The 15,630-nt window shown below is 56.7% G+C and carries 15 protein-coding genes; 10 read left to right on the top strand and 5 right to left on the bottom strand.

Annotation, left to right across the window (positions count from 1 at the left end):
- Positions 1-40 precede the first annotated feature (40 nt).
- Together rdgB and VFX97_14695 are read right to left on the bottom strand one after the other, a co-directional pair.
- Positions 41-661: an RdgB/HAM1 family non-canonical purine NTP pyrophosphatase gene (gene rdgB, locus VFX97_14700; GenBank protein ID HEX5704449.1), complete on the bottom strand. Its 621-nt coding sequence runs from the start codon at positions 659-661 to the stop codon at positions 41-43.
- A complete protein-coding gene (locus tag VFX97_14695; GenBank protein ID HEX5704448.1) occupies positions 658-2,271 on the bottom strand; it encodes a hypothetical protein in 1,614 nt (537 codons plus the stop codon). Before VFX97_14695 ends, rdgB begins: the two co-directional genes overlap by 4 nt.
- Positions 2,272-2,774: 503 nt before the next feature.
- On the opposite strand from VFX97_14695, the gene pilM reads away from it, so the two are divergent.
- The 9 genes from pilM (at position 2,775) to VFX97_14650 (ending at position 11,690) form a co-directional block, all read left to right on the top strand.
- Positions 2,775-3,836 carry a type IV pilus assembly protein PilM gene (gene pilM, locus VFX97_14690; GenBank protein HEX5704447.1) on the top strand — a complete coding sequence of 354 codons (1,062 nt, stop codon included), beginning with the start codon at positions 2,775-2,777 and terminating at the stop codon, positions 3,834-3,836.
- Positions 3,833-4,534, top strand: a complete 702-nt coding sequence (locus VFX97_14685) for a PilN domain-containing protein (GenBank protein ID HEX5704446.1) — start codon at positions 3,833-3,835, stop codon at positions 4,532-4,534. The genes pilM and VFX97_14685 overlap by 4 nt, the downstream gene beginning before the upstream one ends.
- A gap of 21 nt (positions 4,535-4,555) precedes the next feature.
- The gene (gene pilO, locus VFX97_14680) at positions 4,556-5,188 is read left to right on the top strand and encodes a type 4a pilus biogenesis protein PilO (GenBank protein HEX5704445.1); all 633 of its coding nucleotides are present in this window, start codon (positions 4,556-4,558) and stop codon (positions 5,186-5,188) included.
- A 30-nt stretch (positions 5,189-5,218) separates the two neighbouring features.
- Positions 5,219-5,848: a hypothetical protein gene (locus VFX97_14675; GenBank protein ID HEX5704444.1), complete on the top strand. Its 630-nt coding sequence runs from the start codon at positions 5,219-5,221 to the stop codon at positions 5,846-5,848.
- Positions 5,849-6,033: 185 nt separating this feature from the next.
- Complete coding sequence (gene pilQ / locus VFX97_14670; protein HEX5704443.1) at positions 6,034-7,899, top strand: type IV pilus secretin PilQ; 1,866 nt, start codon at positions 6,034-6,036, stop codon at positions 7,897-7,899.
- A gap of 132 nt (positions 7,900-8,031) precedes the next feature.
- On the top strand, positions 8,032-8,397 hold the full coding sequence (locus VFX97_14665; protein HEX5704442.1) for a hypothetical protein: 366 nt from the start codon (positions 8,032-8,034) through the stop codon (positions 8,395-8,397).
- Between the two features lie 40 nt (positions 8,398-8,437).
- Positions 8,438-9,610, top strand: a complete 1,173-nt coding sequence (locus VFX97_14660) for a thermonuclease family protein (GenBank protein HEX5704441.1) — start codon at positions 8,438-8,440, stop codon at positions 9,608-9,610.
- Between the two features lie 56 nt (positions 9,611-9,666).
- Positions 9,667-10,320: a GNAT family protein gene (locus tag VFX97_14655; protein HEX5704440.1), complete on the top strand. Its 654-nt coding sequence runs from the start codon at positions 9,667-9,669 to the stop codon at positions 10,318-10,320.
- A gap of 20 nt (positions 10,321-10,340) precedes the next feature.
- Positions 10,341-11,690, top strand: coding sequence for a lysophospholipid acyltransferase family protein (locus VFX97_14650; protein ID HEX5704439.1), 1,350 nt, complete (start codon positions 10,341-10,343; stop codon positions 11,688-11,690).
- Here the strand turns inward: VFX97_14650 and VFX97_14645 are convergent, their stop codons facing one another.
- The 3 genes from VFX97_14645 to VFX97_14635 form a co-directional block, all read right to left on the bottom strand.
- The gene (locus tag VFX97_14645; protein HEX5704438.1) at positions 11,691-11,990 is read right to left on the bottom strand and encodes a winged helix-turn-helix domain-containing protein; all 300 of its coding nucleotides are present in this window, start codon (positions 11,988-11,990) and stop codon (positions 11,691-11,693) included.
- 232 nt (positions 11,991-12,222) lie between these two features.
- Positions 12,223-13,416 (bottom strand): P1 family peptidase, encoded by a 1,194-nt coding sequence (locus VFX97_14640; GenBank protein ID HEX5704437.1) that lies wholly within the window; start codon positions 13,414-13,416, stop codon positions 12,223-12,225.
- 130 nt (positions 13,417-13,546) lie between these two features.
- Positions 13,547-14,461 carry a hypothetical protein gene (locus tag VFX97_14635; protein HEX5704436.1) on the bottom strand — a complete coding sequence of 305 codons (915 nt, stop codon included), beginning with the start codon at positions 14,459-14,461 and terminating at the stop codon, positions 13,547-13,549.
- Between the two features lie 81 nt (positions 14,462-14,542).
- Here VFX97_14635 and VFX97_14630 point away from each other — a divergent pair, with 81 nt between their 5' ends.
- Positions 14,543-15,610, top strand: coding sequence for a substrate-binding domain-containing protein (locus VFX97_14630; protein ID HEX5704435.1), 1,068 nt, complete (start codon positions 14,543-14,545; stop codon positions 15,608-15,610).
- The last annotated feature ends 20 nt before the right edge of the window (positions 15,611-15,630 follow it).

Raw genomic sequence — 15,630 nt, 5'->3', positions numbered from 1 at the left:
GGCAAACGCTTGTCCAGAATTGTGTAACGGACCCGTCATTCTAGCCAGCGGCAGAAGTAGCGGTCAAGGAAGCGAGGAAATGATGGGCTTTCGCTAACGCGCGGCCGCGATGGCTGATTCCGTTCTTGATGACGGCCGGCAACTCGCCAAATGTTTGCGCGAAACTCTCAGGGACGAAAACCGGATCGTAGCCGAAGCCCCCGGATCCGCGCGGCGCTTCAGCGATGCGCCCCTCGCACGTTCCTTCAGTTGTATAGAGCATCTCCAGTTTGTCCGACGCAATCGCAAGCGCGCAAACAAATCGTGCGGTTCGGGCATCGCCGTTTGCGGTTTTCAGCGCAGTCAACAAAGCGTTCATACGCTCTGCGTAAGAAGCCTGGTCACCAAGATAGCGCGCGGAGTGAACTCCAGGCGCGCCACCAAGCGCATCAACCACTAAGCCTGAATCGTCCGCGAGCGAAAGCATTCCAGCTTGTCGAGCGTAGCCGAAAGCTTTGAGCGCGGCATTTTCAGCGAAAGTGGATCCGGTTTCAGCGACTTCTTCAATGTTTGGAAAATCCGTGAGGCTAAGCAGCGTTATCGGTAAGTCGGCAAGTAACGCACGAATCTCTCGCAGCTTGCCGGCGTTCCCCGTAGCCACCAAAAGTTCTGTAGGCTTCAACGAAGACTCTCCGGCGCGAACGCTGTAAAAAGCGACCCTAACAATCCGAACGACGATCGCGACGACCACTCAATCGCATCACCTTTCATCATGGTTACGCTGACGGAGTATGGCAACGATGCGGCGCCTTGCTGAATGACAGCTGCGTTTGTCGAAAATGCCGAACGCTCCCGGGATGAGAACAGTTCGACGAATGAAATGGAGAGCGGTCCGTCCGGACTGAAGGTAAGCGAAACGACAGGGAGTGACACATCAATTCTCGAACGCGCGCGCGTAAAAGAGCCCATGGTCAGAATCGATTGCCCGCGCCCTTTTGCCTCGAGACAACGTCGCACGGCATCTGCGGGACCCGTCAGAAAGTACTCGCCGGCAAATGCGAAACTCCAGCCGTCGGAACCGACCAATAACTCTACGTCATCGAAGTTATCGGTTTTCAGCTGACGCCCTAAACGCTGTTCCGCGAGCTTGCGCAGCGCCAGCTTGTCGAAGGTTTGCGCAATTAACACGGCAGGCATGCCGGCATCGAGCCGAACTAGCTGGAGACGCGGGCCGATCGCGGGGAAGAAACTATCCGGCTCGCTGATGCCATACGGCTCAAGCAGCGCTTTCAGTAGCGGTCGTGAAGCGACCGCCGTCAGGACATCCGAACGCGACGATACGACCGCATTCAATTCCCGCCAGAAACTGGCTGGGTTGCGTAGCTGATATGACGTCACGGAAGTCGCCTCGGCGGGAATAAAGGAAAAGTTCAGCTTGTCACCGGGCGGTTCCGGTGTCAGATCTGGAGAGAGTCGCTGACTGACACCTTGTGCAAGCACGACTCGGCATTGATCTTCAGCGCCGGATTGATCGAGGTGTGACCGCCACGCGAACCCTTCCACCAGGTTACCGAAAGCATTCGAGACTAGCGGCGCGATCGCCGCGGCATCCGCCGCATTTCCGGCACGGGCGAACGCCCACGCTTGGAGCACCGCCTTGATCCCTGCCTTCGGCACGAAGCCAAACAACTGCGCGTCCGAGCTACGCAGTTGCTCTTTCATTGTTTGAAGCTGCTGGTTGGTCGCCAGTGATGGCCGACTGCCGCGGCGAACCTCAATGCACCGCAACACGACCGACTCGTCGTTGCCCACAATTGCAACGGTATCGACAACCGCGAGGATAAGTTGCCGAGTGTTGTCCGGCGACTTCCACTCTATCAGCTCAACGCCGTCAATCTGTTTGCGCGTGACGCTGGTTTCTCCAAACGAACGTTGCGCAAACTGACCAACGTGTTTCTCCACCACCGCCTTCATCCGGCCCGGGGATGTGTGCGTTTCAATGACTAAGGCCGCGAGCGGTTTAATTGTGAGCGTGTTGGCACTTTCAGTCGCCTGTGCCTGAGTGAAAAAAAGCCCGAACTGCGACCTGGCAAGCAGCACCGCCTCTGCCGATCCAATTCCCGTCCAGCGCGCGACTTTGATCGACCAACCGTAAGGAATTAGTTGTGACGGCGCTCCTAAAGGCGGCGCTAATACTCGCCAAGCCTCGGTTCCCGCGATCCCGTTCGCCACGCCAACGAGATCGTTGACCTCGATGAAAGCGAGCGATTCGGCGGGAACATAAGCGCTCATGTCGGCTCTTGGCGTGCGGTTCCAAACGAGCCAAGCCAAGCCCAACGCTACTAAAACCAACAGCAATATCAGCGCTTTTCGGTATCGTTTTAGCAAGCGCGCATCGTAACCTCTCCACCCCGCGCCGACAACCGACGCGCCCCCATTCACCCTGCCCGGAGCCCCGTTATATTATGAATGGTTAAACATGGCAAAATGCTGTTGACAATGTTTCGACCCGTATTGTAGTCTCCCTATGGCGGTTGAGCGCCGAGTCTTTCGACTGTGTTGCTCTGATCTTTCACCTCCGCCAACTCTCGCGGGAACACCCGCCAAACCGAGCGCCCCGCCTTCGCACAGCGAAGCCTCAAAAAAACAAAGTATTTGCCGAAACAACCAATGAAGAAAGCAAGCTATTCCTGCCGAATCCGATTAGTGCGCGCACGCTTGTCGCGCGCCCGTCGCGCACGCCTCCGCTTGCGGCGTCAACGCCTTTTGACAGTCAAACTCGTAAGGAGTCACGCATGATGTTCAAACGTGGAAAGAAAAGCATGGTGGGCGTTGACATCGGCTCAAGCTCGGTGAAAGCCGTTGAGCTGCAAGGTAGAGGAAACGACCTCCAACTGTTGAGCCTGGGTTTCGAGGCGCTGGAGTCCGACTCAGTCGTCGACGGACAAATCATGGAGTTGAACGCCGTCTCGAACGCCATCAGCAGCATCTTCAACGAGCACAAGATCAAGACCACGCAGGTTGCGGCGGGCGTCAACGGTCACTCAGTCATCGTGAAGAATATTGTGCTGCCGCAGATGAGCGATGGCGAACTTCAGGAATCGTTCGCGTGGCATGCCGAAGAACATATTCCCTTCGATATTTCGGACGTCAATCTTGACTATCACGTCATGGATCGATCAGGCGATGCGATTCACGTGCTGATGGCCGCGTGCAAACGCGACAAGGTGGCGAACTTGAAGCAAACGATTCAACTCGCCGGCAAGCAGCCGACGGTTATCGATGTCGATGCGTTCGCGCTTCAGAATTGCTACGAACTAAATTACGACCCGCAGCCGGGACAGGTAGTAGCGTTGCTGAACATTGGCGCTTCGACGACCAATATCAACATTCTGAGTGGCGCTCGCTCGGTATTTACCCGTGACGCGACGTTCGGGGGTAATCAGTACACTTCCCTGCTCCAGAAAGAATTGGGCCTCACGTTCGATCAAGCTGAAAGCGTGAAGCGGGGTATGCCTTTACCTGAAGGCTCTGAAGTCCGCGACGTTGGCCCAATCATGGACACGGTCTCGGACATTCTGGCCCTCGAAATTCAGAAGACAATGGACTTTTATCGCGCGACGGTCGAAGACGGCGAGTCGGCGGTTCAGAAGATTCTTGTTTCGGGCGGCGGTTCGAAGCTGACCGGCCTGGCGGAGTTTCTCGCGCGACGGTTTGAAGTCTCCGTCGAGATGTTCGACCCGTTCCGCAAAATTAAAGTTGATGCTCGCGGTTTCGATCCCGACTACATGCGCGAGATTGTTCCGGAAATGGCCATTGCAGTCGGCCTGGCGCTGAGAGGAGTTGACGCGCGGTGATCAAAGTTAACCTTTTAGATTCGATTACAGATCGTTCCGTGGGCGTAGCCTTTGTCGAAGACAAGGTATCGAACGCGCGCACACAGACGTTTCTGGTGGCATTAACCGTGATGGCGTTGCTGATACTAGGTGTCGGCTATGACTATGTGAGCACGAACCGCAAGCATCAGGACGCGGTGCAGGAGCTCGATCGTCAGACTCGCATCAACAACCAGATGAACGCGGTGAAGAAAGAGCAAGGCGAACTCGAAAAGAAAATCGCCGACATCAATCTTCGCGTGCAGGCGATTCAGACACTGCGCGCCTCGCAGCAAGGTCCCAGCACCGTGCTCGAAGAAATCAAACTCCGCTTTGACGGCGTTCCCGGGCTCTATCTAAAGAGCGTCGAACAAAAAGAGAACGAGATCGTCATCAAGGGTTTGTCTCCGAACGAAGCCGCGGTGACGCGCTTTGGTCAAAGCATGGAATTCTCGTCCGGCCTGTTCAGCAACCTGAACATTGAAACAGTCCGGGAGGCCCTGACCGTGAAGAATGAAGGTAGCAGTTCTTCCACCACATCGGCGGCAGCGGCCGATGCCACGTTGCCGGCGCCCGAAGTCGTGGCTTTCACGATTAAGGCCACCTACGGCAGCAACAATAAGAAAGAGCAGAGTTCTACCCCTGCGCCCAACGCCAACGGCCAAGTCGCCAAGAAGTAACGCACTGCCGAGGAACCAAACATGAAAATCGGAAGCATAAACAACATTCCCTGGTACGCCAGACTCGGCATTTTCGTCGCGCTTGCGATCGGTCTCTACGCCGGATTCTGGTACTTCATGACCCGCGGCAAGCGCCAGGAAACGAAAGAACTGACCGGAAAAATTGAAGTGCTGAAGAAGCAGAACGTCGAAGCGCAGATTGCTTCGCAGCGCTTGAGCGAGTTCCGCACTCAGTACAAGAACAAGCAGCAGGAGCTGGATGAGTTGCGGGCGTTATTGCCGGAACAGCGCGAGCTAACGAACGTGCTGCAGGGCATTCAGGACCGCGCGAAATCCTCGAGCCTGCAAGTTCGCAAGTTCACGCCGAAAGAAGATGTGCAGCAGGATTTCTACAGCGGCAAGAAGATCGACGTGGCCGTGCAGAGCTCGTTCTCTGGCTTGCGCCAGTTCTTTGATCAGATGGCGAAGTATCAACGCATCGTCTCGATCACCAATTTCGAAATTAAGCAGGTAGACAAGCAGATGGCTAACAAGACAGTTGAAGCCCGCTTTGATCTGACTGCCTACTATGTCTCGAGCGAGAAACTTCAAAAGCAGGCGCCGCCGCCACCGCCGAAAGGCACGCAGCCCGCGCCGCCGGCCCCCGGAAAATAACCACAGTTCAACTGATTAGGAACAACAGAAATGAACTACGAACGCATAATCAGACTGAGTGTAGCCCTCGTCATCGCGGCCACGACAATCACTGCTTCGGCCGTGCTGGTCAGCGCACAGGAAGCTGCTAAACCTGAAGCGCCTGTGAAACAGGCAAGGAAGGGCGGCCGCGATCCCTTTAAGCGATACGAGCCCCCGGTGAAGCTGGTTAAGGCCGCGACGAAACTCGAGGCGCCGCCGATTCAAGTTCGCATCGAGCGTTATCGCGCGCAGAAATTGGCTGCCGCGACCGCGCATGTGCCGCCGCCAAAGCCGACGACGGCGCTGCTTATCAGCGAGATGCAAGTTACCGGAATCTTTCGCACGCCGCGCGGTTGGGCGGCGATGATCGAAGCCACTCCCATCAAACTCTCCTACGTAATCTATCCCGGCGAGGCCTTCTTTGACGGCCAGCTGGTCGCGATTGAAGAAGGCAGCCTCACCTTTCGACGAGAAGTCGTTTGGCTCGATGGTCGTCGTGAAAAGAGCACCGAAGTAAAACAGCTGCGCAAGCCGAGTCCGGTCGAAGACATGACCGCTAAAGCAGCTCCCGCCAACGCACCGGCAGCCGAGGCCCCCAAGACCGAGGCACCCAAGTCCGCCGCGCCGGAAAAGCAGTAACAGAGTTCCGGCAGTCACCCCGACTGTCGTAATCCGTCGAATGATTAAGCCGTCCTGGCCAATGGTTCGATATTGACAACTAAATGACTGAGCTACCGCTTTAGTGCGGCGCGTTCGGATGTTCGTACAGGCATTTCGAACCAATGTGTAGCGGCAAGCGAAGTCGAATCCCTGAGGAGGGAATAATGCCTAAGCAGTCTCTGAAACTTAAAGTCGCGAAAGCATGCGCCATCGCGTGCATCGTTGGAATGTCGGGTAACACGTTCGTCGTGGCCGGCAAATCGATCGCTATCAAAAGCGAAACCGCTGCGGTCGCGCGGACTAATTTCAGTCCCGAGCCGCAGCCGACGCCGCCCGCAGATTCTCCTGCGGCGCAGAATCAGACGAGGCAGTCCGAAGAAGGAAAGCGCTACGGTTCTCCGGGCTTCCTGGGCGAGCCGATCAATCTGAACGTCGTCAACGCGGACATTCGCGACATCCTGAACTACATCACTGAGCAGTATGGCATCAACTTTGTCATCGACAGCTCAGTCGGCGCCGTGCCCGTGACGGTGAACGTGCAAGACGTGCCGTGGAACTTCGCGCTCGATGCTTTGCTGCGAGCGAACCGCCTTGGTGTCGAAGTTAATGGCAACATCCTGCGCGTGGCGACCTCCGACATACTCGCGAAGGAAGCCGAAGTTCAGAAGATCATCAGTGACGCGCGGCTCGACAATTCGCCTCTGGTCACAGAATTCGTGCGTTTGAACTATGCGCGCGCCTCGGGCACGTTGGCCCAGGCAGCCGGTTCGACCGCGGCCTACGCCGGTGGCACCACGAGTATGAGTTTCAGTGGCGGCCAGGGCGGCGACTCGACCGGCGGCAGCGGCGATCAAGGCTTACTGCCGATCATCAAACGCCGTCTCTCCCGTCGTGGCGCAGTCGAAGTCGACGGCCGCAGCAATACTCTGATCATTACGGACGTTAAAGAAAATATTGAAGCCGTGCGCCAGCTCGTCGCGATTCTCGACCAGCCGGAACCGCAGGTTGAAATTGAAACGCGTGTGGTCATTGCGCAGCGCAACTTCAGCCGTGACCTCGGCGCGCAAATGTCGTTGACGGTCGCCAATCCGCTCAGCGGCGCAGTTGGCTCGTTCAGCACCCTGCCCCAGCCCAGCCTGGGCGGCGGTAACTCTGGCCAGCAGGACGGCGTCGCGCCCCGCGTGCAGGATCCGATTCGCGATGCAACATCGAGATTCCTCGGTCCCTTCCAGCCGAACGGAAACCTTGGTGGCGCCAGCCCGAACACGGTGATTGGCTTGACCACCGGCATGTTCGGGACAGCCCAAATTGGTCTTTTGATTAGCGCCGCCGAAAACCGCGGTGAGGCTAAAACTGTCGCAACGCCGCGCGTGACTGCTCTGAACAACCGTCCGGCGCAGATCGAAAGCGGCACCCAAATTCCGGTGCAGACGACACAGGCGACTGGCGGCGGCACGACCGTGACGACCACCTTCGTATCGGTGCCGTTGCGTCTGTCAATCACTCCGCAAATTACCGATGCCGGCACAGTTGTGTTGCGCGTCACCATTGAAAACAACACGCTCAACCCGGCGATTGCGGTGGGCGGTGTTCCGGGTATCGACACCCAGCGCATGCAGTCCGAAGTGCTCGTGCCCGACGGCGGCACCACCGTCATGGGTGGCGTGCTCGCCGACATCGACAGCACCAGCCGACACCGCACTCCGGGCGCGGCTTCTATTCCGATTCTCGGCAACCTCTTCAAGCGCAAGGCCGTGATCAAGAGCTCGCTCGAGATTCTCTTCTTCATCACTCCGAAGATTTATCGGCCTGACTACTTTGGTCGTCCGACGACGAACACCCCGACGCAAGACCGTGGTCCGCGCACGACAACCGTGCCGCAGCCTGTGCCGCTTGGCAATCCGGGTACGAACACCCCGACGCCGACCGAGTTGCAGCAACCAAAGCCTCCCGCGGCGAACCCTTCGGGAATTCCGCCGTCGGGACCGGCGCTTTCGAACAGCCCGGCTCGGCCAAGCGAACAGAAGTAGTGGGTTATCCAGTAGCCAGCGAGACAGCCATGAACTTTGAAGCTGTTTAAAGCTGCCATTTCGCCGGTGGTCGAAGCGCAAGCATAGACCACCGGAATTTTTTCAAGTAGATTCACTAAACTGCCAAACGCGATGTTCAAAGAAGCCCTTCAAACGATCGTGGAAAAGACCGATGGCAGCCTCGGCGCGTTAATCATGGGCGCCGATGGTTTGTCGGTCGAGAAGTTTTTCACGGAAGAAGGTAACGCCGCGAACCTTGATGTCGCGGCCGCTGAGTTCACTTCCCTGGTGCGCAACGCGATGAAATCGGGGAACGATCTCGGTCTCGGCGAGCTTCACGAGATGGTAGTCGCCCTTGGCAAAGTCACATTCCTGATGCGCCTCTTCAATCGTGAATATTTCGTCTGTCTCGCGATGAAGGCCGAAGGCAATCTTGGCCGCGCCCGCTATGAATTGCGGAAGGCCGAATTACAACTAGCTACAGAGTTCGCTCTCTAACTAACCCACCCGCCCGGATTTTCTCCTTGGAGGTGATTCAATGAAGATCACTCGCCTTTTGCTCACCAGCTGCGCGTTCATCCTGGTTGCGACTGCCGCCGTCGCGACGACACTTCACGTGAAAGTCACTGAAGTTCAATCTGGCAACACCATGATCGTGAGCAACACGAGCCGAGCTTTGAAGATCCGCCTCAAGGGGATTGCGCCGCCCGAAGCCGGACAGCCGTTCAGTGACGCCGCGCGTGACCACCTGAAGATGCTGGTGCTGGATAAAGCGGTGGAGCTCGATTACACGAATCTTTCGGATGGCTATTTTCAAGCGAAGATTTCGATCAATGGAATCGACGTCGGATCGCAGATGCTGCGTGACGGCGTCGCCTGGTACGATCCCAAAGCTCACGGCCTGACCGGCGCTGACCGCGAGTTGTACGCGGCGTGTGAAAAAGCTGCCCGCGATGAGAAGCGCGGGCTGTGGAGCGATGCGGCCGCGGTTGCACCCTGGGACTTCCTCCAGGCGAAGAAGAACGAAATCGCGAAACAAGAAGAGGTGGCGCGAAAGTCCAAGCGGTTAAACTTTACGGCCCATCAGGAAAAAGAGGCGCGGAAAGCCGCGACGACGCGAGTGCTTTCCAATAGGCACTTCGGTCGCGGAGATGTACGGCCGGGCGACATCGCCGGCAACCCGACGATCAGACTTCTGGACCCGAAGGCAGAGCCAGGAGCCTGGATACCCTACCGCTCCGATTCTCCGCGATTCTCGATCCGTGTGCCCTGGAACAGTTACGCGTTCGAGTTTCCGCTGCTCACCGACGAACTGAAAATTGTGAACCTTAACTATGTGGTTGGGATGCACGACGGCGCGATCTACACGCTCACGTGGCTCAAAGGTTCGAGCCTTGTGCATGCTCCTGACAAAACGGTGGCTGACGCGGTGATGGATGAATGGGTGAAAGGCATCAACCACTACTTTGAGAGTGAACGGCTGCCTTACACCGCCAAGTACAGTTCCGGCCGAAATATTAAGATTGGCACCTATTCAGGAAAACAATATTCGATATCGGCGGACGCGTTCATGACCGGTTATGCGCGCATTATCTCGCGACGCGTAGGCGATCAGCACGAGGTATTCGCGCTGGGCGTGTTCAGTCGTACCGGCGATGAGTCGGCATTCGATTTCCTGAACTCACTGAAGTTATTGGACCAACAGAAGTAGTCTGACTGTCGAAGTTCCAGCGAAGCGGCTCCTGGATTCCGGGAGCCGCTTTTTGTTTGCCGCTTGCCTCGAAATGCGGCAGCCGTTATAACCACGACGTGACCGCAACGCTGAAGATTGAGCCAGTAGTTTTGGAAGGCAAGCATGTGCGACTCGAGCCGTTGACGCTGGCGCATGCCGAAGATCTCACACGCGCGGCTGCGGACGGAGAACTTTGGGACAGCAACGTCACGATAATTCCGAAACCCGACGGCATGAAGGCATATATTGAAGCCGCCCTGAAGGGGTTCGCCCTCGGCTTCGAGCTGCCGTTTGCCATCGCCCGCAAGGCAGAGTCGGGGACTCAGGTCGTGGGCACGACCCGCTTCTATGAGATTTCTTCCGACGATCGAAAAGCGGCCATCGGCTATACCTGGCTAGCCAAAAGCGCGCAACGCACACCCGTAAATACGGAAGCCAAGCTGCTGCTGCTCACGCACGCATTTGAAACGTGGAAATGTGTCCGGGTTGAACTGATTACCGACGTTCTTAACGATCAATCGCGCGCGGCGATTCTGCGTCTGGGCGCCAAACAGGAAGGCATTCATCGCAAGCACCTGATTCTGCCCAGCGGACGCGTCCGCGACTCAGTCTTTTTCAGCATCATCGACACAGAATGGTCCGAGGTTAAGGCAAGTCTGCTCAATCGACTTCGTCCATCCTCGCCATAGACCATCGGCTTCCGAGACGCATGTTCAGGCGAATTCTCTGTGCTGTCCTAAGTCTTGCCTTGCGCATTTACTTTCGGCGCGTCGAAGTCGTCGGCCTTGAAAACGTCCCCGCTGACAAGCCCGTTATCTTTGTCTTAAATCATCCTAACGCGCTGGTGGATCCGGTTTTCCTTCTGTGCCTGACGCCAAGACGGGTCTCATTTCTCGCGAAGGCGCCTCTGTTCCGGATGCCCGTGATTGGTTCTCTCGTGCGGGCGCTCGATTCTCTGCCGGCGTATCGGCAACAAGACGCTGGTGAAGACGTGACGCGAAATCGCGAGACGTTCGAGGCCGCGTGGAAGCTCCTCTCGCGCGGTGGAACTATTGGTATTTGTCCTGAAGGGGTTTCCCACAACGAGCCGCGATTGAAACCATTGAAGACGGGCGCCGCACGGATCGCCCTCGGCGCAGCCTCTAGCGGTGCTCGACTGGATGTGAAGATTGTGCCGGTGGGATTGTATTACACGGAAAAAACGACGTTTCGCAGCTCCGCGCTGTTGCGCTTTGGCGAACCAATTGACGTCGAACCGGTTGAGTTGCAACCCGACGGTGCGCCGCCACGCGAAGCAGTCCATGCGCTGCGCAAACAAATCGAAGAGGCTTTGCGCGACGTGATTCTGCACGCTGAACACGACGAAGCGCTGGCGTTGGTCGATCGCGTCGAACAAATTTTTTCGGCCGACGAGTTGAGCGAGCACGACGAGGAGCAAAGCCTGGCAAGGTCGCTTCAGTTGCGGCAACGTCTGCTCGAAGGCTATGGCATTCTCCGAACCCACTCGCCAAAACGGATCGCCGCAATCGACATGCGCGTCAATCGTTTGCACTCAGAGCTGCAGCAGGCCGGCATCGATCCTTTCGATCTGTCGTTGCCGGACTCAGCGGCCCAGACAATCACCTGGCTGATTGCGCAGCTGGCAATATCTGTGTTGCTGTCGCCATTCGCGATTGTTGGTGCGTTGCTGCACTACCCGGCGTATCGGCTGGCCGGTTATCTGGCACGTACCCTTTCACGCGGCGAACAGGACGTCGTCTCCACTTTCAAGATCGTTGCAGCGCTGCTGTTCTTTCCCCTGACGTGGATCGTAACGGCCGGTGTTACCTGGATATATCTGGGTTTGTTTGCGGCATTGGGAGCGCTGGTTACGGTTCCTGTTTGCGGCTATGTGGCTATTCGCTTCGCAGAGGAACTCGATCGATTAAGCGGCGGTTTTCAGGCCTTAATGCTTTTCCTGCTTCGCCGTCGATGGTTCCTGAGGTTGATTGCTCAGCGCGCGGCCATTCGAAAAGAAATCCTGGCCCTTCGTGACGAAACAATTCCCACAAAGGCTTAATTAACGTTTCTTAGCTGCTTTCTTCGCGCGTTTCGGGGTGGCTTTAGCGCGACTTGTCTTGGAACGTACCCGACGGCCGGCGCGCCCTTCACGCTTCACCAGTCCAGCCTTTTCCAAGTAGTCGTAGCTGCCGCGCACAACGTTCCGGGCGACTCCAAGCGAGTCGGCGAGCATGCGTTCGCTGGGAAGCATATTTCCAACCGCGACCGCCCCGTTGCCGATGAGGTTAGTGAGTTGATTCGCGATTTGTCGCGTCATTGATTCGACACTCTTTCGGTTGACACGAATTTTGAGAGTCACGTCCGTCTCCTCCTGTAGTGTTTAATGTGGGGCGCGTATTCTAGAGAGTAGTTCAGGGAGTGTCAACGCATCTTATTCACACCTCGCTTCAGCGAGGTGGAGGTCTCTCGGGAGCGAAAACAAGATAGCCGTTTCAACGGCTTGCCAATATGAAACCGTTGAAACGGTTTCGTCCATCGCGCTTTCGGAGTTCACCTCGCTGCAGCGAGGCGTGAATGAGAATTGTTCTTCGTCAACGCTTCAGCGCGTTGTATTTCCGCAGAACTTCGAGCGTGCGATTGATAGGCAACGCCTGCACTGTCCGGCCCCGGCCAGTAGTCGTCGCGGCGCGAAACATCGAGTTGTAGATTGCTTCTTCTGTCGCCTCGATCACCGCCAGAAACAACGGCGACATCGCTTCGTTGGCTAATTGTGCGGCGGTTGGTTTCATCCGCACGTTAGGAAGGTTGCGAATGCGAAGCTCAGGCGCGGTGGAGAACGCAATCGCATAATCGCCGCTCCCGTTTGTCCCCGCGGCGCCGGTGCGCCCCAGACCCAGCATCGATCGTGCCGCCAGCCGATTCAGATTTCGATGATCGATCGGCGCGTCGGTGGCGATCACGATAATTATTGAACCGTCCGCAGTGTTTGCCTGGTTCACTTGCGCGGCGGTTTTCTCCAACTCATCTTTCAGATAATACTTCCCGAGTTCGCGACCGACCGGCGCGCCGTTTATCGTTAGAATTCCGCCGAAATTCGACTGTACCAGCACGCCGACGGTATAACCGCCAAGGGCCTGCGGAAGCTTTCGCGAAGCCGTTCCAATGCCGCCTTTCCATCCGAAGGCAACCGTTCCCGTACCCGCGCCGACCGCGCCTTCTTCAACCGGACCGTCGCGCGCCTCCTTGATCGCCGCGAACACATCGTCGCGATTGATATGCCGCCCGCGAATGTCGTTCAGGTAGCCGTCGTTAGTCTCACCAACCAAAGGATTGATCGATTGAACGTCCTCGTTGCCCGGAAGCGCGAGCATGTAATCAATGACTGCGTCTGCTGTCCGCGGCACACTCAGAGTTGACGTCAGCATGATCGGTGTCTCGATCTCACCCAGTTCGTTCACTTGCGTCGAGCCCGCGAGTTTGCCAAACGCGTTGCCGATGAACACGGCTCCGGGAACCTTCTCACGAAACAGATTCCCGCCGTGCGGCAGAATCGCGGTCACCCCGGTCCGCACATTGTCGCCGCGAACAATAGTCGAATGACCGACGACAACTCCATTGACATCGGTGATGGCGTTTAGCGGACCCGGCGATAGCACACCGACGACAATGCCCGCTTCACGCGCGCGCGGGCGCCGATCGTCTTGGGCATCTGTCTGGTTACTTACAAAGGCGAGAACGAGAACGAAAAAAGTCAGGGACGCAAGAACGATTCTGAAGCGGCGCATCTCAGACTTCAATTCCACGCGAGCACGGCGAGGACCGCAGGGATGAGGAGCCAGAGCAGTCCCTTAACGAGGAAGAACATGAAGCCCCAGAAGCCGAGGCGCTTTACCCAGGTTTTAAGCTTTGCGGAATTCACTGCGAACTCAAAAAGATATTGTCATTGTTTACGGCCGTACGCGCGCCCGGACTGAGCAGCGAACGCACAAAGATGTACATCGCCCAGCACTCGATTGCAAATGGCGGGAAGCCCAGATATCCAAGTACCGGCATTTCGAAGATTTTGATATCGCCAAAGTAAGGGACGGTGTACGTCCATTTCGATAGCGCCCAGTAGTTGAAAAACTCCCAGAGGAACCCGCAAACAACGCCGGCCAGGAGGAGCGAGCACAATCTTCGCCAATCGCCGCGCGCCAGGTCTCCCGTGATTGATGGCCAGCCGCGCCACGCGTTGATCGGATCAAGCAGCAGAATAAATGAAAGCCAGATAACCGGAGCCAGCCAGACCGATGGATAAATCAAAGGCCAGAGGGTCCCAACCACGCCCAGGACTACCCAAACAATCATCAGCGGTCTCGTGTTTAATTTGACCACCCGGCCCTTTGAAAAACGCTTGAAGATGGTGAGCCGAAACAGTTCCGCCGTTAAAAACTGTAATGGAAAGATCGTAGCGAACGCCCAATCGTAACCAACGCGACGGACATAAGGATTGGGTTCGAGGTTGTGATAATGCCACCACAGTTCCCAGTCCGAGTTCCAAAAGCGCGGCGCATTATAGAACTCGCATAGCCACCAACCGCCGATAGAAATAACCGCAAGGATAAGCAACTCCTGACGATCATTCAGCAGCAGCGATCGGCCCTTAATCTTGTAAAGCAGCGCATCAACGAAAAGGATGTAACCGGTCCAGACAATCGGGGTGAACCAGTGTCCGACCAGACGATTGCCGGAAAACAGCAGGACCTCGGCCGCGGCAATCACAAACAGTCCGAGGTAGCCATGCAGCGCAAACCGTCCGGCGCGCGAAGTTCCTCTGCTGACAGTTTCCATGTTCGTAGGTATTATGTGGCGGCGCTTTTCGCGCGGCAATCGTAAACTACCGGCACGCGGCAACCAAGAAAGGGACAGACAATGAAAATCATTGCGCGGACAACTCCGTTTGCTTTGACGGCGGCGATTCTATTCTCGGCGTGTGTGAAAGGCCCGGAGTCAACCAACACTGGCGGCGGCGCCAAATCCGGCGGCCCGGTGCGCATCGGCTTCTCGATGGACACTCTGAAGGAAGAACGGTGGCAGCGCGACAAGGCCCTGGTTGAGCAGCGCTGCAAAGAAGTTGGGGCGCAATGTGAAGTTCAAGTTGCCAACGGCGTCGATGCCGACCAAATCAAGCAGTGCGAAAACTTCCTGACGAAGGGCGTGGACGTTCTGATCGTCGCGCCACACAACGGCCAAATCGCCGCGTCCATCGTCGAAGCGGCCCATAAGCAAGGCGTCCCGGTAATCAGTTACGATCGGCTGATTCGCAATTCAGACGTGGATCTGTACGTCTCGCATCAGGTCGTGAAGATCGGGCAGATGCAGGCGCAGTACGCCCTCGACCACGCGCCGAAAGGCAACTACGTTTTGATTGGCGGATCGCAAACAGACAACAACGCGCTGCTTCTGATTGAAGGCCAGATGCAAGTGTTGAAACCGGCGGTCGATAGCGGGCAGATCAAGATTGTGACCCAGCAATACGCGCGCGAATGGTTGGCGAGTGAAGCTCTGCGCATCGCGGAAGACGCACTGACTAAAAACAACAACGACATTCAGGCAATCGTGGCTTCGAACGACGGTACGGCAGGCGGCGCTGTCTCGGCTCTGCCGCCGCAGCTTGTCGGCAAAGTCCTGGTGACGGGTCAGGACGCAGCGCTCGATGCGGTGCAACGCGTCGTTGAAGGCAAACAGACGATGACGATCTACAAACCAATTCAGCCGCTTGCTTTCGCCGCTGTTGATGCAGCCGTCAAGCTGGCGCGGGGCGAGAAAGTCGATGCCAAAGACAAGATCAACAACGGAAAGATTGACGTGCCTGCCCTTCTCTTCGAGCCGATGGTGTTGGACAAGAACAACGTGATGCAGACCGTGATTAAAGACGGCTATCACAAACTTGAGGACGTTTATAAGAACGTGCCGAAGGATCAATGGCCGAAGCAATAAGACAGTTTCGAGTTCCGGGT

The sequence above is a fragment of the Pyrinomonadaceae bacterium genome, from assembly GCA_036277115.1.
In the GTDB taxonomy this organism is placed as follows: domain Bacteria; phylum Acidobacteriota; class Blastocatellia; order Pyrinomonadales; family Pyrinomonadaceae; genus UBA11740.
Note: the sequence above shows the minus strand (reverse complement) of the source record. Positions and strands in the feature narration are given on the sequence as shown.